Here is a 21,499-nt window from a genome sequence, read left to right on the forward strand (position 1 = left end):
TAGCTCCTGTCGTGTCATTGGGTATAGTCCAGACGCTACCTCAAGGGTGGGCGTTCACCGAGGACCTGCGAACCTATTCTGAGGTGTGTCGCGCCGGCTGCGACCGCGGCTTCGAGATCCCCGCTCATACCAGCCGAGATGCCGGTGGCTGCGGGGAATTCGCCACGGAGCGTGGCTGAGATCTCGGCCAGCTCTCCGAACGCAGCAACGGGGTCTCTGCCCAGCGGCGCAACAGCCATCACACCAGCCAGCGAGAGACCGTCGGTCGCTTGGACGAGCCGCCCCAGGGCGACGACGTCGGTTGGGGCGGCGCCCCCTCGTTGATGCCCACTGATCGTCGCAGCGCGGCTGTCCCCGGTCGACAGATCGACCTGGATAAAGCAGGCGAGGGTCTTGGCGGCGCTGGTGCTGTCAGTGTCCTGGCCCGGTTCGGTTCGCCGGTTAGCCAACGCTTTGCCGAGCGCGGCGACGAGCGGTGCCCGGTCCACCGAATGGACTGCGTGTGCGTAGCGCACCACCGACCGCGCCTTGTTACTTTGCAGCTGGCCGATGAAATGCCAGCGCACTCCCAGGTCCGCGAGCTCCTGGGCCTTGGCTGCGGCCTCCTGGTCCCGGCTTTCTCCCATCTCGGTCACGCCCAGGGCGGCCAGGATCCGCAGGTCGCCCGCCGGGAAATATTTGGTGACAACGATGAGCCGCGGTTTATCGGTACGCCCCGATGCCAGCACCGCTTGATCGATTCGTTGGTGCACCGCCGAGAGCCGTTCGCTGAGCTCGTCGGCGCGCTGGGGGTCGGTCACTGGGTCCACACCAGCCCGGCGATCCGGCCAGCTGCGGGACTGCGACGGTGCGAATACAGTGCCCCGTTCTCAAGGGTGCAGAGTGTCGAGGAATCCTCGCTGACCTGTTGCACAGCCACACCGAGTGTCTCAAGCTGCGCCCGTACGGCTTGAGGCAGATCAAGGCCGGGGGTCGCCCACCGGGTGGTGGCTGTCGCGGCGGGAACCACGGCAGCTACCTCGCGGCGCATCTCCTCGGGGACCTCATAGCAGTCGCCGCAAATAGCGGGGCCAATCCAGGCCACCAGGTTCCGGGCATTCCGGCTGCGCAGCAGCTCGACCGTGTTGGCGATGACGCCGTCGAGGGTACCCTGGCGGCCGGCGTGCACAACAGCCGTGGCTCCCTCTGCACCGCCCCCGGCGGAGAGAACCACCGGAACACAATCGGCGACCATTACCGCCAGCGGGGTTGCCCCGCTGACGCTGACCAACGCATCAGCGCTGATCAGCTCACCCGCCGCTGCGTCCTCGACTATCTCGGCGGTGGCCGAGTGAGTCTGGTGCATGAACCGGAGGGAACCCTCGTCGATACCCATGGCGGCTTCGAGCTCCCGCCGACGCCGAAGGACCGAGGCGGGCTTATCCCCCACATGAAGTGCGAGATTGCCCGCCTGACTATTCGTGAAGGCTACCCAACGGCCGGGGCCGATTTCCTGGCGCCAGAAGAACACGGCGTCGGTGGTTACTTCAGGAAGTCAGGCACATCGAGTTCGTCTGACCGGCTCGAGGAGAAGTCAGGCTCCACCACGGCGGGCAGGTCGACGTCGAACCCTGAGTCGGCTGGGACGTTGTTGCCTGACTGCTGCGACCGCTGCGACCAGGCGCCGAGGCCTGCCGACGCGGGAACCGCTGCGGCCGCCGCCGGGGCGCTCGCTCCGACGGACGGCGCTGAGACCGGCTTGGACAGCTGTGCGCTGGGCTGTGACGTCGCGTCGACCTGGTCAAAGCCAGCTGCAATCACGGTGACCCGAGCCTCGTCGCCGAGGGCATCGTCGATCACGGCACCGAAGATGATGTTCGCTTCGGGGTGCGCTACTTCCTGGACCAGGCGGGCCGCCTCGTTGATTTCGAAGAGCCCCAGATCGGAGCCACCCTGGATGGAGAGCAGAACACCGTGAGCTCCGTCGATCGATGCTTCAAGCAGCGGCGAGGCAATGGCCAGCTCGGCCGCCTTGACGGCCCGATCTTCGCCGCGTGCCGAGCCGATGCCCATCAGCGCCGAACCGGCGCCCTGCATCACTGACTTCACGTCGGCGAAGTCGAGGTTGATCAGGCCAGGCGTGGTAATCAGGTCGGTGATGCCCTGAACACCTGAGAGCAGCACCTGGTCGGCTGAGCGGAAGGCATCGAGCATCGACACGTTCCGGTCGCTGATGGAGAGCAGACGATCGTTGGGGATGACGATCAGGGTGTCAACCTCGTCGCGGAGCGTATCGATCCCGGTTTCGGCCTGATTCGACCGGCGCCGACCTTCAAAGGTGAAGGGACGGGTGACCACGCCAATGGTCAGGGCGCCCAGGGACCTCGCGATACGAGCCACGACCGGTGCACCACCGGTTCCCGTACCGCCGCCTTCGCCTGCGGTAACAAACACCATGTCGGCGCCGCGCAGGACTTCCTCGATTTCTTCTGCATGATCTTCGGCCGCGCGGCGTCCCACCTCTGGGTCGCGCCGGCGCCGAGGCCGCGGGTCAGTTCCCGTCCGACGTCGAGCTTCACGTCGGCGTCGCTCATCAGCAGGGCCTGTGCGTCGGTGTTGATGGCGATGAATTCAACGCCACGCAATCCCACCTCGATCATTCGGTTGACGGCGTTTACGCCACCGCCGCCGATGCCTACTACCTTGATGACGGCCAAGTAATTCTGCGGTGCTGCCACGGTCCTGTGTCCCTTGTTCGAATGCGCTGTGTGGGGCCTGATCCGGCTGGATCTGTTCCCAGCCTTCACCTTGACAACATTAACTCTCAACTTGAAAGTCAATGTTATGTCAAGTAACTTCTATTCAAGACGCTATGGGCAGGTGCACTCATCTGCAATGACCGAGCCCGCGTGTCGGATAATTCTTTAGCGAGTGACCGGACTCAACGGCGTGCTTACGTCAAAGACCTCGGCCGGCGGATCGGTCTGCGGGCCTGATAGCAGCGCCTCCAGCACCAGCGCCTTGGCCTGGTTCTCGTCCGAGCTACCCCAGAAGATGGTCTGGTCATTGGCGAGGGACAGTTCGACCGAATCCACGGAGTCCGCCGATGCGTGATTGAGCTGATTCAGGATACTCTCCGGCAAGGCGTCGAGCACCTCGGCGATCGAGGAAAACACTTCGCTGTTTACCGCATCGGTGCCGCCATCGATGAGGGGCAGCTGAACGGCATTGCGGTCGGCAACCGAGGCAAGTTGGCGCCCCTCCGCATCGATGAGGATAAAACGCTCGCTGCTCTGCAGGATCGCCACCGGTATCCGTTCCTCAATGGTGATCGCCAGGCCCGACGGCGGTACGGCGGCCACCGTGACGCTTTCAATCGGTGCGAACCCTTCGAGGAGCTGCTCGACATCCTCGTCGGCGATCTGTGGCAGGGGTGTTCCCAGCAACGGGTCGAGGGCGGCCGTGGCCTCCTCGGTGGTCACGAGCGTATTGCCGCTCACCTCGACGGACCGTAGCGCCAGGGCGGGCGAAAAAATGAGATAGGCAAGCAACCCCGCCATCAGTAGCACCACACCGGTGAGGCCCAGGATGAGATTCCGACGTCGACGCTTCCTGGGCGGCTCAGGGAAGGCAACCACCGAATTGGCGGTGTCATCATCGTCAGGTTCCTCCGGTAGCCACGGGTCCCCGGGGATCTTGAGCATCGAGACCTTACTGCTGGTGACCCGTGGCACCCGGACAGGCGCCGGCGCGCCGGACCCCGTCCCTGACCCCGCAGCCAGCTCGGAACCCGCGCCGGCCTCGGCCCCTGCACCGGGGGGTTTCGGCTTGCGACGGCTCATGAGTCGCGGGCGCTGTTGTCGGGCAGGGTGAGCAGGCCGACGAGGTCGGCACCGTACTGGGTGACGTCACCCGCCCCCACGGTCAGGATGATGTCCCCAGGGGCCGCACGGTCAACGACTGCCCTGACGGCTGCTGCGGGATCCGGGGCGTACCCGCCGGGCACGGTGAGTTGGTCGGTGATCAGTCGGCTGGTCACGCCGGGCATCGGGTCCTCCCGGGCCGCATATATATCCAGTACGGTGGCCGAGTCCGCCAGGTTGAGCGCCTGGGCGAACTCCACCGCGAATTCCCGGGTGCGGGAGAACAGGTGCGGCTGGAAGAGGACGTGCACGTGGTGGCCGGCAGCGACGGCGCGTGCCGCCGTCAGGGCCGCCGTCACTTCGGTGGGGTGATGAGCGTAGTCGTCGAAAACCCTCACTCCCCTGCCAGCCCCCTTCGCCTCGAACCGGCGGGCGGCGCCCGAGAAGGTGGCGAGGCCGGCTGCCGCTGCGGCGGGGTCGACGCCCAGTTCGAGGGCGACGGAGAATGCTGCTGCCGCGTTCCGCACGTTGTGTTCACCGGGCACGTTCAGCTGGAGTTCCTGCTCGCTGTCCAGTCCGTCCACTGAGAACGACAGCATGCTTGTGGAGGCACTACCCACGGCCTGGGTCGCACCAATCCGCACGTCAGCCGTCGGCGAGTATCCGTAGGTCCTGATCCTGCGGGTGTCGCCGACCCGTCCGGCGAGGGCTGCCGCACCGGCGTCGTCGACGCAGGTCACCAACACGCCGTCGTCGGCGGGCAGCAGGGCGGCGAACTGGTCGAATACCTCGTACACCGCTGCGGCCGTCCCGTAGTGGTCCAGGTGGTCTGCCTCCACATTGGTCACCACAGCGATCTGCGGCGAGTAGTTGAGGAATGAGCCATCCGATTCATCGGCTTCTGCAACAAAGACGCCGCCATCACCCCAGGCCGCGTTGACCCCAAGCGCTGCGACCTCACCGCCGATGGCGAAAGATGGGTCGAACCCGGCGGACTGCAGCATCACCGTGATCATCGCGGTGGTGGTGGTTTTGCCATGGGTACCAGCGACCGCCACCACTTCCCTGCCGGACATCGCGGCGGCCAGGGCCTGGGACCGGTGCAGGATCCGCAGGCCCTGTTGTTGGGCGGCCACCAGTTCGGGGTTGGTCGCCCTGATGGCGGTGGAGATCACGACCGTGTCGACGCCTGCAACATTCTCGGCCCGCTGGCCGACGGCGGTACGCGCCCCGAGGGCAGCGAGGGCCTGCAGGCCCCGCGAGTCCGCGGCGTCGGATCCGGACACCTGAACGCCCTGGCCCAGCAACACTCGGGCCACTGCCGACATGCCGGCGCCGCCAAGGCCAATGAAATGGACCCGCCCGAGATCGGCGGGGGTCAGGGTGGTTCCGGTCATGACTGTGCCCCGCGTCCGGCGGCGACGACGAGTCGGGCCATCTGAGTATCGGCGTCACGCACTCCGAGCCGGGCGCTGGCTGCGGCCATCGCGTCGAGGGCGGCCTGGTTTTTCAGCAACGGAAACACGTGTCCGGTCAACCAGTCTGCCGTCAGCGCAGCGTCGTCGACCAGCAGCGCGCCCCCCGCGGTGATCAGGTCCGCCGCGTTCCGGCGCTGCTCTCCGTTGCCGTGCGGCAGCGGGACGAACACTGCGGGCAGCCCGACGGCGCTCACCTCGCACACGGTGGCGGCCCCCGCACGAGCCAGCAGCAGGTCTGCGGCCGCGTAGACAGTTTCCATATCGTCGACGTACTCAATCTGGCGGTAGCCTTCGGCCTGGAGCGGTCGCCCATCGGCGCCCGTCACACCTTTGCCGCCTCCGGTAATGTGCAGCAACTGGATTCCCTCGGCCGCGAGCAGGGGCACCACGGCGGCGACGGCCCGGTTGATGCTGACAGCCCCTGACGACCCACCGGTCACGATCAGTGCGGGCTGGGTGGTGTTCAGCCCAAGGGCAGCGCGGGCGGCAGCCCGGGAGGTGGCACGGTGGAGGGTGGAAATACTGCGTCGCATCGGCATGCCGACCACCTGAGCTTTGGGGAGGCCGGTGCCCTTGAAGGCGACCGCCACAGTGGTGGCAATCCGCGCTCCGAGCCGGTTGGCCAGCCCTGGCTGGGCGTTCGCCTCATGGATCACTACCGGGATTTTCCGGCGCCACGCAGCCAGGTACAGGGGTGTGGAGACGTAACCGCCGACGCGACGACGACGTCGGCCTCCGCGCGGTCGAGTACGCCCAGCGCCTGCCGGACGGCGCGGATCAGCCGGGTGGGGAGCTTCACCAGGTCGATCGACGGGCGGCGAGGCATCGGGACCCGGTCAATCGTCTCGAGCTGGTACCCCGCAGCCGGAACCAGTCGTGTCTCCATTCCCGCGGCAGTCCCCACAACTACCTGCCGGGTGTCAGGATCGTGTTCAGCCAGGGCATGGGCAATGGCCAGCAGTGGACTGATGTGACCGGCGGTACCGCCGCCGGCCAGGACCACCGAGAGGGGGTTTGTGCTCATCGGGCTGCTGGTTCGCTTTCTGTGGAACGGGGATCTGTAGTGGTCCCGGCTACTGCGCCGGAATCTGGTGCTGGGGGCATTTGCGGGCGAAGGCCAGCAGGACTCCGACCGCCCCAAGGGTGAAGGTCAGCGCCGACCCACCGTAGGAGATGAAGGGTAGCGGAACACCGATGACGGGCAGGACGCCGGTGACCATCCCAATGTTCACGAACGCCTGGCCGATCAGCCACACCAGAATGGAGCCGAGCAGGATTCGCACGAAGGGGTCGGTGTAGCGTCGGGCAACCCTGATGGTTGCGACGGCGAGGATCCCGAACAGGATGACCACCACCAGGGTGCCCACCAACCCAAACTCTTCACCAATGATCGCGAAGATGAAGTCGTTGTGGGCTTCGGGAATCCAGTTCCACTTTTGCCGGCTCTGCCCAATACCGACTCCCCACCAGCCGCCGGACGCCAGCGCGAAGAGCCCGTTGTCGGCCTGCAGACACAGGTCCTGACCGTCATCGCAGCTGAGCCGCAGCCAGGCTGTGATCCTGTCGCTGCGGTTGCCACTCACCAGCACCATGACGATTGCGCCGGCGATACCAGCGATCCCTGCGATGGTGAACATTTTCATTGGCGCCCCGGCGAAGAAGAGCGCCGCCGCGAGAATCATCATCATGATGATCACGGTGCCCAGGTCACCACCGAGTAGGACCAGCCCGATCGGGAGCCCACCCAGGGGCAGGGCTGGGATCATCGCGTGTTTCCAGTTGCGGATCAGCCGCCCCTTGCGGGCCAGAACACTGGCCAGCCAAATGGCGAGGGCAAGTTTCGCCGGTTCGGAGGGCTGCATGGTGAAGCCGCCGATTTGAATCCAGTTCTGGTTGCCGTTGATGTTCACGCCAATGGCAAGTACGAGGACCAGAAGAACTACCGCGATGCCGAGCACCGGCCACGCCATCATGCGGTAGGCGCGCGCACCGAACCGTGACAGGAGCAGCATCAGGACCAGCCCACCGGCGGCCCACGTGGCCTGCCTGAGGAACAGGTCGAACTCGCTGCTGCCCTCGGCGATCGCTTCCACCGAAGATGCTGAAAGCACCATCATCAGACCGATCGCCGTCAGTGCGAGGGCCGACCCGAGGATCATGTAGTAGCTGGCGCCGCTGGCCTGCTTGTCGCTGCCTTCGAGGTACGTCCAGAACTGTCCGAAGCGGGCGCGGAGACCCTTCTTCGCCGGGGCGTTGCCCTCAGCGGAGGGGGTGGAAGGTGTGGGGGTGTTGGGTGAGGCGGGTACAGAGGGCGTTCGGGAATGCTGACGCATCACCGGCTTCCGACGGACTGGCCGGGTGGGCGTGGTGACCATTAGAACTCCTTTGCGGTCTTCGCCTGCCCTTCCACGATCACTTGGACGGCCTCGATAAAGGCCTTGCCCCGGTGAGCATAGGAGGAAAACTGATCCATGGATGCTGCCGCCGGGGCCATCAACACGGTGTCGCCGTCGCCAGCTAACCGCGCAGATTCCCTTACCGCCGATTCCATCACCCGCTCGCCCAGGGGCGCGAGGGTGGAATCGTCGGCCAACGTCACATCTTCAGTCTCTCCCGGGGCCACTTCGATCAGTGGAACATCCGGAGCGTGTCGGCGCAATGAACCGATCAGGTCCGAGCTGTCGGTGCCGATCAGCACCACCGCCTTGAGTCGCTGCGCGTGCGTCTGCACCAGCTGGTCGTAGTTGACGCCTTTGGAGAGCCCCCCGGCGATCCAGATCACCGAGTGGAAGGCCGAAAGGGACGCTGCTGCCGCATGCGGATTGGTCGCTTTGGAGTCGTTGATCCACAGGATTCCGTCCCGCGAGGAGACGAGCTGGATCCGGTGCTCGGTGGGCTGGTAGTTCCGGATCCCGGCGCGGATCGCTGCCGGCTCGACGCCCGCTGCCCGAACCATTGCGGCGGCCGCGAGGGCGTTCGCCACCAGGTGGCGGGGCACCAGCTCCCCCAGGTCCTTGATCGCAGCCAGCTCAACAGCGGAATCCTTGCGCTGTTCGATGAAGGCGCGGTCCACCAGGAGGTCATCGACCACTCCCAGCATGCTGACTGCCGGCGTTGAGGTGGTGAAACCGATGGCTCGGCAGCCCTCGATGACGTCGGCTTCCTCGACCATCCGTTCGGTGGCGGGCTGTTCGGCGTTGTAGACGCAAGCCACTTTGGTATTGGCGTAAATCTTTGCTTTGTCGGCGGTGTACTGATCGAACCCACCGTGCCAATCGACGTGGTCCTCCGCAACGTTCAGGCACACACTCGCCAGCGGCGAGATGGACCCGGTCCAGTGCAGCTGGAAACTGGACAGTTCGACGGCGATGAAATCGTAGCCTTGCGGGTCACGGATCGCGTCGAGAATGGGGGTACCGATGTTGCCCGCGGCGACGGCGCGGAGGCCTGCGGCCAGCAGCATCGACTCCACCAGAGAGACGGTGGTGGTTTTGCCGTTGGTGCCGGTGATGGTCAGCCACTCGGCGGTGGGGCGGCCTTCGCGGATCCTGACCCGCCAGGCCAGTTCGACGTCGCCCCAGACCGGGATTCCTGCGTCTTTTGCGGCCCTGAGGAGCGGCTGCTGCGGGGTCCAGCCCGGTGAGGTGACCACCAGATCGGGCTGGCTGCCATCGATGAGCGGAATTCTCGTTGCGTGTTCGGCGCCGAGGAGGACGTCCACGGCACCGACGATCGACAGCGTGTCCGCCTTGGCGCGGTTCTCGGCCGAATCGGATCCGTCGACTACCACCACGCGGGCACCCAGTTCAATGAGCGTATCGGCGACGGAGAACCCGGACAGGCCGATGCCGGTGACTACTACCCGCAGCCCTTTCCAGTCGGCATCCCAGGTGGTCAGGGAATCGAGGTCACGGGCACCCGCGGGGATGGTTCCGGTCATATCAGCACCACCCATTCGGCGTAGAAGATTCCGAGTGCGGTGGCCACGAATAGCCCGGCAAGAATCCAGAACCGGACGACAACTGTGACTTCCTGCCAACCCTTGAGTTCGAAGTGGTGCTGGAGCGGAGCCATTTTGAACACCCGTTTGCCGCCGGAGAGTTTGAAGTAGCCGACCTGGATGATCACCGACAGCGTGATCATGACGAACAGCCCGGCGAGGATGACGAGCAGCAACTGGGTGCGGGACAGGATCGCGAACCCGGCGATGGCGCCGCCGATGGCGAGCGAGCCGGTGTCACCCATGAAGATCTTTGCAGGCGAGGTGTTCCACCAGAGGAACCCGACCAGCGCACCGCACATGGTGCCGGCGATGAGGGCCAGATCGAGAGGGTCCCGGACGGTGTAACAGACGCTCCTGGCGACCTCGTCGAGTGCGCAACTCTGGTTGGACTGCCAAATGCCCATCAGCATGTAGGCGCCGAACACCAGGACGGATGCCCCGGCCGCAAGGCCGTCGAGACCGTCGGCGAGGTTCACGCCGTTGCTGGCTGCGGTGATGATGAGGTTGGACCAGATGACGAAGAGGACGGCGCCAACGATGGTGCCGGCGAAGGCCAGGTCGATCGACGTGTCGCGGATGAATGAAATGGCCGTTGAGGCCGGCGTCCTGCCGTTTTCGTTCGGGAAGCCAAGCGCAAGGACGGCGAAGATGATGCCGACGAGGGTCTGTCCCGCGATTTTCGCCGGGGCGCTGAGGCCCAGACTCCGCTGTTTGGAGATCTTGATGTAGTCGTCGAAGAATCCGACGATTCCCATGCCGACCATCAGGAGTAGCAGCAACAGACCCGAGACGGACGGCCCGGTGGAGACTCCGGCCCAGATCATCAGCAGGTGGGTGACGAAGTAGGCAATCAGGACGGAACCGACGATGACGGCGCCGCCCATGGTGGGCGTCCCGCGCTTGGTGTGGTGGGCTGTGGGGCCGTCATCGCGAATGAATTGACCGTAGCCACGGTTCACGAGCAGGCGGATAAACAGTGGGGTACCCACGAGGGCCAGCACCAGCCCCATGGCTGAGCCGATCAGTAGCGCAATCACAGCTGCGGCCCCCCTTGGAGGTCAGTTGGGCCGGGCTCTGATGGTTCAGGCGTGGCAGTGGATGGTGCAACAGTCGAGGACAATGCTATCCGATCACCTAAAAATCGAAGCCCCGCCCCGTTGGAGGATTTGAACAGCACCAGGTCTCCAGGTTCCAGAACCGAGGCGAGAATTTCCTCGGCCGCCGCGACGTCATCGGCGAACAGGACCTCATCCCCCCAGGACCCCTCGAGGACTGCACCGTTATAGAGAGCACGGGCCCCCATCCCGATCACGAGCAGCTTGGTGATGTTGAGCCGAACCACGACCCGGCCGACGGCGTCGTGCTCGGTGATCGATTCGTCGCCGAGTTCGAGCATTTCGCCGAGCACGGCCCAGGTGCGGCGACCCCGCCCTAGTTCGGCCAGGGTACGAAGCGCGGCTCGCATTGAGTCAGGATTGGCGTTGTACGCGTCGTTGATGACCGTCACGCCGTCGGCGCGTTCGGTGCGTTCCATCCGCCAGCGACTCTGTGCTTCCGACCGCGACAGGGCGTCGGCGATGGCTGCGCCCGGGATGCCGAGCGTCCCGGCAATTGATGCGGCGGCGAGGAGGTTGGTGATTTGGTGCGTCCCGATCAGCCGTGAGGTGACCTGATGCTCGGTGGACCCGTCGGGACCGGGCAGGCCCAGCGTGAATGATGGGTGCCCACCGGGGGTGGTTGTGACACCGGTGGCCCGAACAACTGGTCCGCCGCCGGGGAGATGCGAGTTGTCGGAAGTGAAGTAGAGCTTGGACGCGGCGGTCACGGTCTCCATGGCCAAAACCCGGGCGCGTCGGCGTTGATGATTGCCGTTCCGCTTCCCGGCAGCGAACGAAGCAGCTCCGACTTGGCCTTGGCGATGTTGTCCACTCCACCGAACTCTCCGGCGTGGGCGCTGCCAACTCCCAGGACCACACCGACATCGGGCGCGACCATGTCCGCAAGGTAGGTAATCTGCCCGATCTTAGTGGCACCCATTTCGATGATCAGATACCTGGTGTCGTAATCGGCGCTGAAGACGGTCAGCGGAACGCCCACCTCGCCGTTGTAGGACCCGATCGGGGCAACAGTGGGGGCATGCTCCCTGAGGATGCCTGCCAGCAGGTCCTTGGTGGTGGTCTTACCGGCCGAGCCGGTGATGCCGATCACCGTCAGCGGCGAATGGGCGCGCAATCTTTCCACCACGGCGGCAGCGAGCCGGCCCATGGCCAGCACCACATCGTCGACGACGACGGCGGGGTACTCTCCAGCACCAGCGGCGTCCTCATTCGCCACCGGGTGTTCCAGCAGTGCCAGCACAGCCCCATTACGGAAGGCCTGCGGCACGAACTGGTGACCGTCAGCGTTTGCACCGGGCTTGGCGACGAACAGGCCACCGGCCTGTACCTCGCGGGAATCCACGGTGACGGAGCTAACGGTCTGGGTCTGCCGTGCTGCGGCAGCGGGGGTCAACTGACCCTTGGTAATTGCCGCGATTTCGGCTGCGCTTAGTTCAATCATGACGGTCTAGGATTCTATCCTGTGGCTGGGGTGGACAGAGAATCCGTAGCGTGTCAACGCCCGGGCCAGTTCCACCCGGTCATCGAGCGGCAGGTTGACTCCCTTGACTTCCTGCCAGACCTCGTGGCCGCGCCCAGCAATCAGGACCGTATCAGCAGCGGTGGCCATTGCCACTGCGCGGTCGATCGCCTCGGCACGGGGATAAATTTCGAGTACCTCGCACGGGCGTTCGGCAGCGTCACGGGCCCTCAGCGCCCCCTCCAGGACACCCTGCCTGATCACGGCCTCGTCTTCATCGTGGGGGTCGTCGTCGGTGACAATCACCACGTCGGCCAGCTGCGCGGCGGTGGCCCCCATGAGTGGACGTTTGGTCTGGTCCCGCTGTCCGGTGGCGCCGAACACCACAATCAGCTTCGCCTCCGGGGCGGGAGGCCTGACCGATTCCAGGGTGCGGGCCAGAGCATCAGGGTTGTGGGCGAAATCGACTATTGCTGCCGGGTGGTCGCCGATGAGCTGCATGCGTCCTGGTACTGCTGCCGAGAACGGATCGGCGCTGTCCGCGGCGCGCTGCACGTCGTCTGCGGCCACCCCTGAGGTGAGCACCATTACCGTCGCCAGTGCGGCGTTCGAGATATTGAAGGTACCCGGCAGGCCCGAGTGCAGCGTGAGTTCTTCCCCCGCTGGTCCGTGCAGCGAGAATCGGTGGCCGAGCCCGTGTTTGACCACATTACGAACCTGCCAGTCGGCGGTGCCGGGTGGTGTCCCGCCGTAATTCGTGTGGCCGTCGTTCGTCTGGCCGTCGTTCGTCTGGGCGTCGTCGTCCTGGGTGACGCTCGTGCTGAGGGTGACGACGTCGGCCCCGGCCACCTCGGCCATTTTCAGGCCCCACGGGTCGTCGATAATGATGACCGCGCGGCTCGTCCGTTCCCGCCCGAAGAGCTCAGCCTTGACCGCAAAGTACTCCTCCATGGTGCCGTGCAGGTCGAGGTGGTCCTGGGTCAGGTTGGTGAACCCGGCCACGTCGAAGTGGACGCTGTCCACCCGACGGTACTCAATCGCGTGGGAAGACACCTCCATGGCGGCGGTTTCGATCCCCCGTTCACGCATCAACCCGAGGATGCCATGTACCTGCGGCGATTCGGGGGTGGTGAGAGCGCTGGCGATTGGTTGGCCGCCGGCATGGATCTCAATGGTTCCCATCAACCCGGTGGTCCGACCCAGCCCCGCCAGCAACGCATTGATGAAGTAGGTGGTGGTGGTTTTGCCGTTGGTGCCGGTGACGCCGAACAGGGCGGGCCGGCTCGTTTCGGCCGGCTGACTGTTGAAGATGGTCGCCGACAGTGGACCCACGAGTTCCCTGAGGCGGGCAGCTCTGAACAGGGGAACGGTGCCGACCAGTTCGGCTGCGGCTGCGGCGGCTTCCACCCCTGCCTCGTCGGTCAGGACGGCGACGGCGCCAGAGCGCAGAGCGGCGGCGGTGAACGACGCACCGTGTCTGCCTGAACCGGGTAGGGCTATGTACAGATCCCCGGCCCTGATCATTCTGGAATCAATCGCCACCCCGGTCACACGGACGTGGGCGGCGGCGTCGTCGTGCCCGGGAACCGGTTCGACAGTCGGCAACCCGGCTGGAAGGTCGCTGAATGCCTGTGCCAGCGGGACCGGAGCCACTACTGCTGGACGCATCCCGGCATCGGGTTGCGCGGCGGAATCTTCAATTGTTGGCACGTGTGTTGCTCCGGGTCAGTACTCGATGGGGTAGGTCTCGGGCTTGCCGGTGGATGGTGCGACGTTCCTGGCGTTGAGCACCTGTTCCATTACCTTTTGGAATGACTCCCCCGGTATCAGATAATACAGATCGCCCTGCGGCCGCTGCAGCGTCACCACCACGACGTACTCCGGGTCATCCATTGGCGCCATGCCAGCGTAGGTGAGGGTGTACCCGTCGTAGCCGCCGGTAGCGCTTGGCGCTTCGGCCGTGCCCGTCTTGGATCCCACGCGGTATTCGTCCAGCGCACCCGAAGCACCTGAGCCATCAACGGTAACGGTTTCGAGCATCTTCTGTAGCTGGCCTGAGGTTTCAGTGGAGACCACTTCGACGCCCTCGTCCTGGGGCACCTTGTGCTCGGTTCCGTCGGGGTCAATGTAGGCATCGATCAACCGTGGTTTCAGCCGGACGCCGTCGTTGGCGATTGTCTGGTAGACCATCGCGGTGTGCAGCGCAGTCTGCGCGAGGCCCTGCCCGAACAGCACCGTGTACTGCTGGCGGTCGTCCCACTCTTCCGGCTGGGCGAGGATACCGCTGGTCTCACCGTTCAAACCGACATCGAGGGGCTGCCCGATCCCAAACTTGGTGAGCCAGTCGTAGCGCTGTTGCTTGCTGAGCTGCTCACCAATCATCACCGTTCCGGTGTTCATGGATTTGGCGAAGATTCCGGCGGCGGTGCGCTGCTCCTCGCCATGCTCGAAAGCATCTTTGAACGTCTGGTTGTCCACGGTGTAGGTGTTTGGCAACAGGAATTCGCTGGTGGGTTCAATGATTCCCTCCTCCAGCCCTGCTGCCATGGTGATCAGCTTGGTGGTGGAGCCGGGCTCGAAGGATGAGGTGACCGAGAGGGGTTTACGAAATTCGGGTTCAGTGGCTCCCGGGTTATTCGGGTCCATGGTGGTGGACTCGGCCATCGCGACAATGCCGCCGGTATCCGCTTCGACGACCACGATGTTGCCCCACTGGGCGTCGTACTCCTCCACCTGGGAGGCGATGGTCTGCTGGGCAAACCACTGGAGATCCTGGTCGATGGTCAGCTTGACTGACTGTCCGTCCTTGGCCGGCACATCCTCGTTGGTGGCGTAGGGAATCCGGATGCCGTCACCGCCGATCTCAAAGGTGCGGCTACCTGCTTCGCCGGTGAGCCGGTCGTCCTGGGTGAGCTCGAGGCCCTCATTCTGCTCGCCAACGAACCCGACGATTGATCCGGCGACCGGCCCGGAGGGGTAGGTGCGAAGGCTGACCGGGTCGGCGTAGACACCAGGCATCCGCACGGCCAATGCGGCGTTCTTGACCTCAGGGGTGACTTCCTGGGCGACATACCCGAACTTTTTGTCCCCGATGATTGCCGCCTCGAGGGTGGCCGCATCCTGGCCGAGGATCGTCGAGAGCTCGGCAAAACCCTCATCCATGGTGAGCTCCTCGCGGTCCCCCTCATCGTTGATCCGGGCGAAGGTGTCGCCTTCGGCGAGGGTCTGATCCACCACGATGTCGAAGCGCTCCACGCTGCGGGCCAGGTAATTTCCCTTGCTGTCGAGAATATCGCCGCGCATTGGCTGCACCGGGAACGATTCGAGCCGCTTATTCAGTCCGGCCTGCGCCATGCCGCCGAGGTCGAGCGCCTGCACCTGAAATAACCGGACCCCCAGCACCAGCAGGAGGATCAGGACGAAGGCCAGACCTACGCGTAGCCTTTTCGCGCCGAGAGCCACCCGGAATTTGTCGTGCTCAGTTGCTGTAGCCACTTCAATATCCTTCGGTGTCTTTCGGGTGATCGTCGATCGTGTGCGTTACCCGCCGGTGCCTTGCTGTGGTGCTGGAATTGATCCGCCGTTAAGCTCGATTGCCTGCGGCTGCTCGGCGGGGGGTGCGGGCTCTGCCTCGGCCGCCGGTGTTGCAGCGGCTGGTGCGTCGGCTGCAGACGCTGCAGCTTCCTCCCTTGGAGGGGCCTCGACAGCAACCGCGACGCCAGCCGTGGACACCTCGGGGGCGGCGATGAGCGCCAATGGCTCGCCGCCCTCCTTCGCAGCCTCGGGACTACCTGCAATTTTCATCGAATCTACATCAATGGAGCCGAATCCAGGGGAGGCGACCATGCCGAGTTCCCGGGCTTCCGCAGCGAGGTTCTGTGGCGCATTGAGGTCTTCCATTTGTTGGGTGAGCGCCTGGTTCTCCTGATTCAGGGCGATCTGCTGGTTACGCAGTTCCACAAGTTCATATTGCTACTGGAGACCGAGATATTGAGCATCAGAACCGTCACCAGAGCGCCGACCAGGGCGATCATGCTGAACACCGCGAAGGGGATCCGACGCCGGGCCGGTCCGGCTGGCACCAGCGAGAGCGGCGTCCGGACCTGCTGGGAGGATCCGCTTCCCGTTTCGGGGGTAGCCAGCGGCGCGTAGGATTCAGCGAGTTGCTGGCTCATGATGCATTCCTGTCTTTGGTGCTTCGAGTGTTCTTGATTCGTTCTACTGCGCGCAGCTTTGCCGATGCCGCCCGCGGGTTTTCTTCAATTTCCTGCTCGGTCGGGGCTTCGGTGCCCTTGGTCAGCGACTTGAGGTAGGGCTTGTGCTCCTCGAGTTCCACCGGAAATCCGACTGGGGCTGAGGAGCGGGTACCGGCGGTGAAGGCAGCCTTGACGATCTTGTCCTCGAGCGAGTGGTAGGACATGGCCACCGCCCGCCCGCCGAGAATCAGTGAGTCGACGGCGGCGGGAATTGCCCGTTCGAGCACGGTCAGCTCCTCGTTGACTTCGATCCGGAGCGCCTGGAAGGTCCGTTTGGCCGGGTGTCCCCCGGTCCGTGCCGCCCCTGCGGGGACCACGGCGCGGATGACGTCGACCAGTTGGCCTGTCGAGGTGAAGGGGGTGTCACGGCGGGCGGCGACAATGGCCGATGAGATCCGGCCAGCGAACTTCTCCTCACCCCAGGCACGAATAATGCGGAGCAGGTCCGTCTCGGAGTACACGTTGACGACGTCTGCTGCGGTCTGCCCAACGCTGGTATCCATCCGCATGTCCAGTGGCGCGTCATAGGAGTAGGCGAATCCCCGGTCACGTTCGTCCAGTTGGAGGGAGGACACTCCCAGGTCGAAGAGCACACCGTCAACAGCGTCGATGCCCAGATCCTCGAGGACCTCGGGAAGCTCGTCATACACCGCGTGGACCAGATCGGTTCGCCCCGAGAAGGTTGCGAGCCGTTCGCCGGCCAGGGCAAGTGCCTGCAGATCGCGGTCAATCCCGACCAGGTGTGCCTGCGGAAACCGTGCCAGCAGGGATTCGGAGTGCCCGCCCATGCCCAGCGTGGCATCGACGACCACCGGCGTACGGCCGGCAGCTACCGCGGCGAGGAGGGCTGGTTCGAGGAGCGAGATGCAGCGTTCACGCAGTACCGGTACGTGCCGTTCACCGGTAGGGCGATCGTCGCTCATCCATTCGCTCCTTCCTCAGTGTTGCCTGCTTGGTTGTCTGTACAACACGTTTCTTGAGCCAGATCCCCATCCGACCAGGCGCGGTGCCCGCCTGGCTCCGGGGAAGGTGAGCCAGGTGGAACGTACGCCGGGCGGCTGGAGATCTCGTCCAAGAAGCCGTCCTGCATTTCGTGCGGTACTGCGTGGTGATGTGCGGTACTAGAAGAGACCCGGGAGAGCGTCCTCGTCGGTTTCGGAGAACGTGTTCTCCTGCTCCGCCAGATAGTTGTTCCAGGCCGTGGCGTCCCAGATCTCAGCACGGCTGCCCGCGCCAATCACTGCAAGTTCCCGGTCCAGTCCCGCATAGGTCCGAAGCGCCTGAGGAATGGTGATTCGTCCCTGCTTGTCGGGGACCTCATCTGAGGCCCCTGACAAAAACACCCTGCTGTAATCACGGGATTGCCGTGACGACAGCGGTGCTGTCCGCATCTGTTCGTGAAGCTGTTCAAACTCGCGCTGACTAAAAACGTAGATGCACCGTTCTTGCCCCCGGGTCAGCACCAATCCGTTGGATAGTTCCTCCCGGAACTTCGCTGGAAGGATCAACCTGCCCTTTTCATCGAGACGTGGCAGATGGGTTCCGAGGAACATCTGCCACCGCCCATCCAATCCGGAAAGCACCTCGCGGCACCACTACGCTCTTATAACCACCACTTTACTCCACATCCCTCCCCCGTCAATCCATTTAGGGGTTCCGACGCGATGAATTTCCTGGCAGTTCCCTGTATCGGCGGGACTGGAGCGCGGTGGTGGGAAGTGGAGGGATTTGAGCCGCCACAGCACACCCGGTCCTGACGATCCGGCCTCAGGGCGAGAAAAACGCCCGTTAAACGCCGATAGACCCGACTATGCGGGTCTATCGGCCAAGCAAATGATTGGGATTTACGCCAAGTGGATGAAAGTGGAGGGCGCTGGCGGCCGACCGATTGGCAACGTTAGGGCTGTTCGCGCTTGCGCTCGTCCCACTTCTCTTCGAGGGTGCTCAGAAAGCCTCCACTACGATTGACGGGCGCCGTTTTAATTCCCTGAGGCATTGGCGCTGATTCGGAGCCCTTGCCCCGGCTGGTGGCGTAATACACTCCAGCTCCCATGACCAGGAATCCTGCGACGCCCACCAGAATAATCTGGTTCGCTACGCCCAGCAGCAGAATCAAAATGCCTGCGACCGTCATCAACGCGCCGATGACGATCCTGCGCGTTGAAATCGTCCGCTGGGGGCTCGACGCCATCGAGCTGGCAAACTTTGGGTCGTCGGCGTGAAGCTGCTGCTCCAGCTGATCAAGCAGCCTCTGTTCGTGTTCCGAGAGTGCCATCACTGCCTCCATACTGATAATTAATCCTGGTCCCTCACCTCAACTAACGAGTACCTGATCAATCCAGTTCCCTACGACGGCATCGTCGCTGAGAGTGTTCCAAATTGACCGGCGTAGCTTGTTGATGTTGGCCTGTGCTCTAAGGATAGAGCGCAATGCCCACAAGGGAAAGTCGCAGCCCTGTCGGGTGGAAATCAGGGCTGCCAGCGTCCTTCAGGGAGGCGTTCAGGGAGCCGTATCGGTCGGTTTTCGAAACAGCTGGGCTGGCTGGATAGCCGACTTACCAAACTTCCGATTGACCTCATCGAGAGCCGACTCGGCGAGCCGCCAGTTCTCGTCCCGTCGGTCGATGGTGAGCTGATGCCCCAGTCCCGACGATGGCTCCAGCTGGTCCGCCCGCACTCCCACCAGCCGGACGCTCATGGGACGCTCCCCCAGTGCTGCCAGCAGCGATATCGCTGCCGCATAGATGGCATTCGCGCTGTCAGTAGGTTCGCTTAGCCTTTTGGTCCGCGTCAGCGTCGAGAAATCCGCGTAGCGCAGTTTGATTGCGACTCCGCCGCACTGAAGATGGGCTGATCGAAGCCTCGCCGCCGTCCGATGAGACAACCGAAGCATTTCGGTATGCAAGGTGGGATCGTCGCTGACGTCGGCAGCAAATGTCTCTTCGGCACCGATGGTCTTCTCCTGGCGGGTCACCGTCACGGTGCGCGGATCCCGACCCCAGGCGAGATCATGGACGTGCTGCCCGGAAACACCTAACAGCTTGCGCAGGGAAGATAGTGGGGTGTGCGCGAGGTCCTCCACGGAGCGGATCCCCAGCCGCGCCAGTACTTCCTGCGTTTTGGCGCCAACACCCCAGAGCGCTGACACGGGAAGGGTGTGCAGGTACGCCACAGTCTCCTCCCCCGGGATAACCAGCAGACCGTTGGGCTTCGAACGGGTCGAAGCAATCTTGGCAACAAATTTGGTGGTCGCAGCCCCCACACTCGCCGTAATTCCAAGCTCCCGGCGAATCGTTGTTCGAATCAGCTCACCAATTTCGCGCGGCCCACCGAGCCGACGCATCGACCCCGCAATGTCCAGGAAGGCTTCGTCGACGCTGAGCTGTTCCACCAAGGGAGTGATGGTTCCAAAGATCGACATCACACCATGTGAGACTGCCGAATACTTCTCATGATGGGGTTCAAGCACCACCCCCTGCGGACATAACCGCATGGCGGCCGACATCGGCATAGCCGAGCGGACTCCGAACCGCCGCGCCTCATAAGATGCTGACAGGACCACCGACCGGCCGCTGGGCGAACCGACAATCACCGGTGTGCCCACGAGGTCCGGACGATCCAGTAATTCGACAGCCACATAGAAGGCGTCCATGTCCACATGAAGGATGGTGCACTCTGCATCTGGGAGGTTAGTCCTGGGCCCGGCTGTCACAGTCCAATCGTAGCCAGTCAGTAGGATGGAATAACCCACAGACCAACCGGCCGGCGGAATGCCCGGCGCACCCCCACGCGGAAACCTATCCGCACACTGAGGAGAGCCAATGACCGACCGGACCCCCTTCGTCGAGGACGCCTCAGTCGCTCAGCTAATCGCTGACGAGCAGTCCACGTACCGCGCCGAGGTGACGAGAGGCCTTGGCCTCTTCCTCACGCGCCAACAGGCAATCCTCGGGGATATTGCCGATGATGCGCTGGAGCTGACTGCTGCTATTGGCCGACTGACTTCGGGTGGCAAGAGGCTACGCGCCTCACTCTGCTATTGGGGATTTCGAGGGGCCGGAGGATCCTCGGATGCACGCGAACCGGTTTTGGCCGGCGTCGCGCTTGAACTCTTCCAGGCGGCCGCGCTAATTCACGACGATGTAATTGACCGCTCCGATACCCGACGCGGCTCCCCCAGCGTGCACCGGCAGTTCGGAACGCTCCACGAGCGAAACCGCTGGCATTTAAGTTCGGACCGGTTTGGAGTATCTGCAGCTGTGCTGACCGGCGATATGTGCCTCTCCTTCAGCGAAGAACAGTTCTCGGATATCGGCCCTGGTGCGGCGTCGGGCACTGCGGCCCGGTCAATCTTCAACCGGATGCGCACCGAGGTGATGGCTGGCCAGTACCTGGACCTACTGGAAGAAGCGGTGGGGCCGGACCGGACGCCGGACGACGCCGCCGCGCGGGCACTGCGGATTGTCAGGTATAAATCTGCCAAGTATTCGATCGAGCACCCGCTTGGCCTTGGCGGCGCCCTGGGTGGTGCCGGCGCAGCACAGTTGGCTGGCTACTCGGCCTTCTCACTTCCGCTGGGTGAAGCGTTCCAGCTTCGGGACGACGTCCTGGGAGTGTTCGGCGACCCAACTGTCACGGGGAAACCCGCTGGGGACGATCTGAGGGAGGGGAAACGGACCCTACTCATCGCCAAGGCGCTTCAGAACGGGAGTCCGCGGGACCAGGAACTGATCAACAGCACCCTGGGCCAGGCGGATCTCGACGACGATGGGGTGTCACGACTGCGCGACGTCATTGCCTCTTCGGGAGCGCTGGTCGCGGTCGAGTCGCTGATTGCCGAACATTCAGAATCGGCAGCCCAGGCGCTAAAACGCCTGGAACTGGATGCGGTGTGCCGGTCGGCCCTTGCCGGGTTGGCAACCGCTGCGGTGAGCCGGTCAGCTTAGGCGGTAAACCCGGGCGATGACGAGTCCTGGCTTACCAGGCGGCGGCCTGGGCCCGTCGGCGAATTTCGGTTTTGCGGCCTTCGCGCAGCGCGTCGATAGGTCGTCCGGGCAGTGACTCGTCGGGGGTGAACAACCACCTGACAATATCCTCGTCGCTGAACCCGGAATCAGCGAGGACGATGATCGTCCCCTTGAGACTGTCAACTACTGCACCCTCGAAGATGAACTCCGCGGGGACGCTCCTGACGTTTCGTTCGGTGCTGCGGAGCGCGATTAGCGATTTCTCATCGAGCAGGCCGTGGACCTTGGTGATGGGCACATCCAACTCAAGTGCCACCTCCGGAAGGTTCAGCCAGGCGGGCACGAGTTCTTCGAGTTCATTCACCCCCTAAGGGTG

General features: G+C 64.1%; 17 protein-coding genes and 3 pseudogenes. 1 reads left to right on the forward strand and 19 read right to left on the reverse strand.

Going from position 1 to position 21,499, the window contains the following annotated elements:
- Positions 1–35 precede the first annotated feature (35 nt).
- The 18 genes and pseudogenes from DDA93_RS04355 to dinB all read right to left on the reverse strand — a co-directional run bounded on the left by DDA93_RS04355 (position 36) and on the right by dinB (position 19,868).
- Complete coding sequence (locus DDA93_RS04355; protein ID WP_024476043.1) at positions 36–800, reverse strand: YggS family pyridoxal phosphate-dependent enzyme; 765 nt, start codon at positions 798–800, stop codon at positions 36–38.
- Positions 797–1,510: a polyphenol oxidase family protein gene (locus DDA93_RS04360; protein WP_024476044.1), complete on the reverse strand. Its 714-nt coding sequence runs from the start codon at positions 1,508–1,510 to the stop codon at positions 797–799. Before DDA93_RS04360 ends, DDA93_RS04355 begins: the two co-directional genes overlap by 4 nt.
- 11 nt (positions 1,511–1,521) lie before the next feature.
- Positions 1,522–2,717, reverse strand: a pseudogene (ftsZ, locus tag DDA93_RS04365) (cell division protein FtsZ).
- A 186-nt stretch (positions 2,718–2,903) separates the two neighbouring features.
- Positions 2,904–3,683: an FtsQ-type POTRA domain-containing protein gene (locus DDA93_RS04370; RefSeq protein WP_237742088.1), complete on the reverse strand. Its 780-nt coding sequence runs from the start codon at positions 3,681–3,683 to the stop codon at positions 2,904–2,906.
- Positions 3,684–3,817: 134 nt separating this feature from the next.
- On the reverse strand, positions 3,818–5,239 hold the full coding sequence (gene murC, locus DDA93_RS04375) for a UDP-N-acetylmuramate--L-alanine ligase (RefSeq protein ID WP_116778133.1): 1,422 nt from the start codon (positions 5,237–5,239) through the stop codon (positions 3,818–3,820).
- A pseudogene (gene murG, locus DDA93_RS04380) lies at positions 5,236–6,344 on the reverse strand (undecaprenyldiphospho-muramoylpentapeptide beta-N-acetylglucosaminyltransferase). Before murG ends, murC begins: the two are co-directional and overlap by 4 nt.
- Positions 6,345–6,393: 49 nt before the next feature.
- Entirely contained in the window at positions 6,394–7,695 is a 1,302-nt protein-coding gene (ftsW, locus tag DDA93_RS04385; protein ID WP_116778134.1) for a putative lipid II flippase FtsW, read from the reverse strand.
- The gene (gene murD / locus DDA93_RS04390; protein WP_035747221.1) at positions 7,695–9,260 is read right to left on the reverse strand and encodes a UDP-N-acetylmuramoyl-L-alanine--D-glutamate ligase; all 1,566 of its coding nucleotides are present in this window, start codon (positions 9,258–9,260) and stop codon (positions 7,695–7,697) included. Before murD ends, ftsW begins: the two co-directional genes overlap by 1 nt.
- The gene (mraY, locus tag DDA93_RS04395) at positions 9,257–10,360 is read right to left on the reverse strand and encodes a phospho-N-acetylmuramoyl-pentapeptide-transferase (protein WP_116778135.1); all 1,104 of its coding nucleotides are present in this window, start codon (positions 10,358–10,360) and stop codon (positions 9,257–9,259) included. Before mraY ends, murD begins: the two co-directional genes overlap by 4 nt.
- Positions 10,357–11,882, reverse strand: a pseudogene (gene murF, locus DDA93_RS04400) (UDP-N-acetylmuramoyl-tripeptide--D-alanyl-D-alanine ligase). The gene mraY and the pseudogene murF overlap by 4 nt, the downstream one beginning before the upstream one ends.
- A 6-nt stretch (positions 11,883–11,888) precedes the next feature.
- A complete protein-coding gene (locus DDA93_RS04405; RefSeq protein ID WP_116778136.1) occupies positions 11,889–13,568 on the reverse strand; it encodes a UDP-N-acetylmuramoyl-L-alanyl-D-glutamate--2,6-diaminopimelate ligase in 1,680 nt (559 codons plus the stop codon).
- A gap of 57 nt (positions 13,569–13,625) precedes the next feature.
- Positions 13,626–15,395 carry a penicillin-binding protein 2 gene (locus DDA93_RS04410; protein WP_019481343.1) on the reverse strand — a complete coding sequence of 590 codons (1,770 nt, stop codon included), beginning with the start codon at positions 15,393–15,395 and terminating at the stop codon, positions 13,626–13,628.
- 45 nt (positions 15,396–15,440) lie between these two features.
- Positions 15,441–15,860, reverse strand: a complete 420-nt coding sequence (locus DDA93_RS04415) for a hypothetical protein (protein ID WP_116778137.1) — start codon at positions 15,858–15,860, stop codon at positions 15,441–15,443.
- Positions 15,830–16,075 carry a hypothetical protein gene (locus DDA93_RS04420; RefSeq protein WP_116778138.1) on the reverse strand — a complete coding sequence of 82 codons (246 nt, stop codon included), beginning with the start codon at positions 16,073–16,075 and terminating at the stop codon, positions 15,830–15,832. The genes DDA93_RS04415 and DDA93_RS04420 overlap by 31 nt, the downstream gene beginning before the upstream one ends.
- Positions 16,072–17,079 (reverse strand): 16S rRNA (cytosine(1402)-N(4))-methyltransferase RsmH, encoded by a 1,008-nt coding sequence (gene rsmH, locus DDA93_RS04425; protein WP_019481345.1) that lies wholly within the window; start codon positions 17,077–17,079, stop codon positions 16,072–16,074. Before rsmH ends, DDA93_RS04420 begins: the two co-directional genes overlap by 4 nt.
- A 198-nt stretch (positions 17,080–17,277) precedes the next feature.
- Positions 17,278–17,709: a division/cell wall cluster transcriptional repressor MraZ gene (gene mraZ, locus DDA93_RS04430; protein ID WP_019481346.1), complete on the reverse strand. Its 432-nt coding sequence runs from the start codon at positions 17,707–17,709 to the stop codon at positions 17,278–17,280.
- Positions 17,710–18,053: 344 nt separating this feature from the next.
- Positions 18,054–18,431: a DUF3040 domain-containing protein gene (locus tag DDA93_RS04435; RefSeq protein WP_024476054.1), complete on the reverse strand. Its 378-nt coding sequence runs from the start codon at positions 18,429–18,431 to the stop codon at positions 18,054–18,056.
- Between the two features lie 225 nt (positions 18,432–18,656).
- Positions 18,657–19,868, reverse strand: coding sequence for a DNA polymerase IV (gene dinB / locus DDA93_RS04440; protein WP_279325264.1), 1,212 nt, complete (start codon positions 19,866–19,868; stop codon positions 18,657–18,659).
- Positions 19,869–19,977: 109 nt separating this feature from the next.
- Here dinB and DDA93_RS04445 point away from each other — a divergent pair, with 109 nt between their 5' ends.
- Entirely contained in the window at positions 19,978–21,102 is a 1,125-nt protein-coding gene (locus DDA93_RS04445) for a polyprenyl synthetase family protein (protein WP_019481349.1), read from the forward strand.
- A 31-nt stretch (positions 21,103–21,133) separates the two neighbouring features.
- On the opposite strand, the gene DDA93_RS04450 is transcribed toward DDA93_RS04445, so the two are convergent.
- On the reverse strand, positions 21,134–21,487 hold the full coding sequence (locus tag DDA93_RS04450; protein WP_019481350.1) for an Rv2175c family DNA-binding protein: 354 nt from the start codon (positions 21,485–21,487) through the stop codon (positions 21,134–21,136).
- Positions 21,488–21,499 lie beyond the last annotated feature (12 nt).

The organism is Arthrobacter sp. Bz4, from assembly GCF_003075455.1.
Lineage (GTDB): Bacteria > Actinomycetota > Actinomycetes > Actinomycetales > Micrococcaceae > Arthrobacter_D.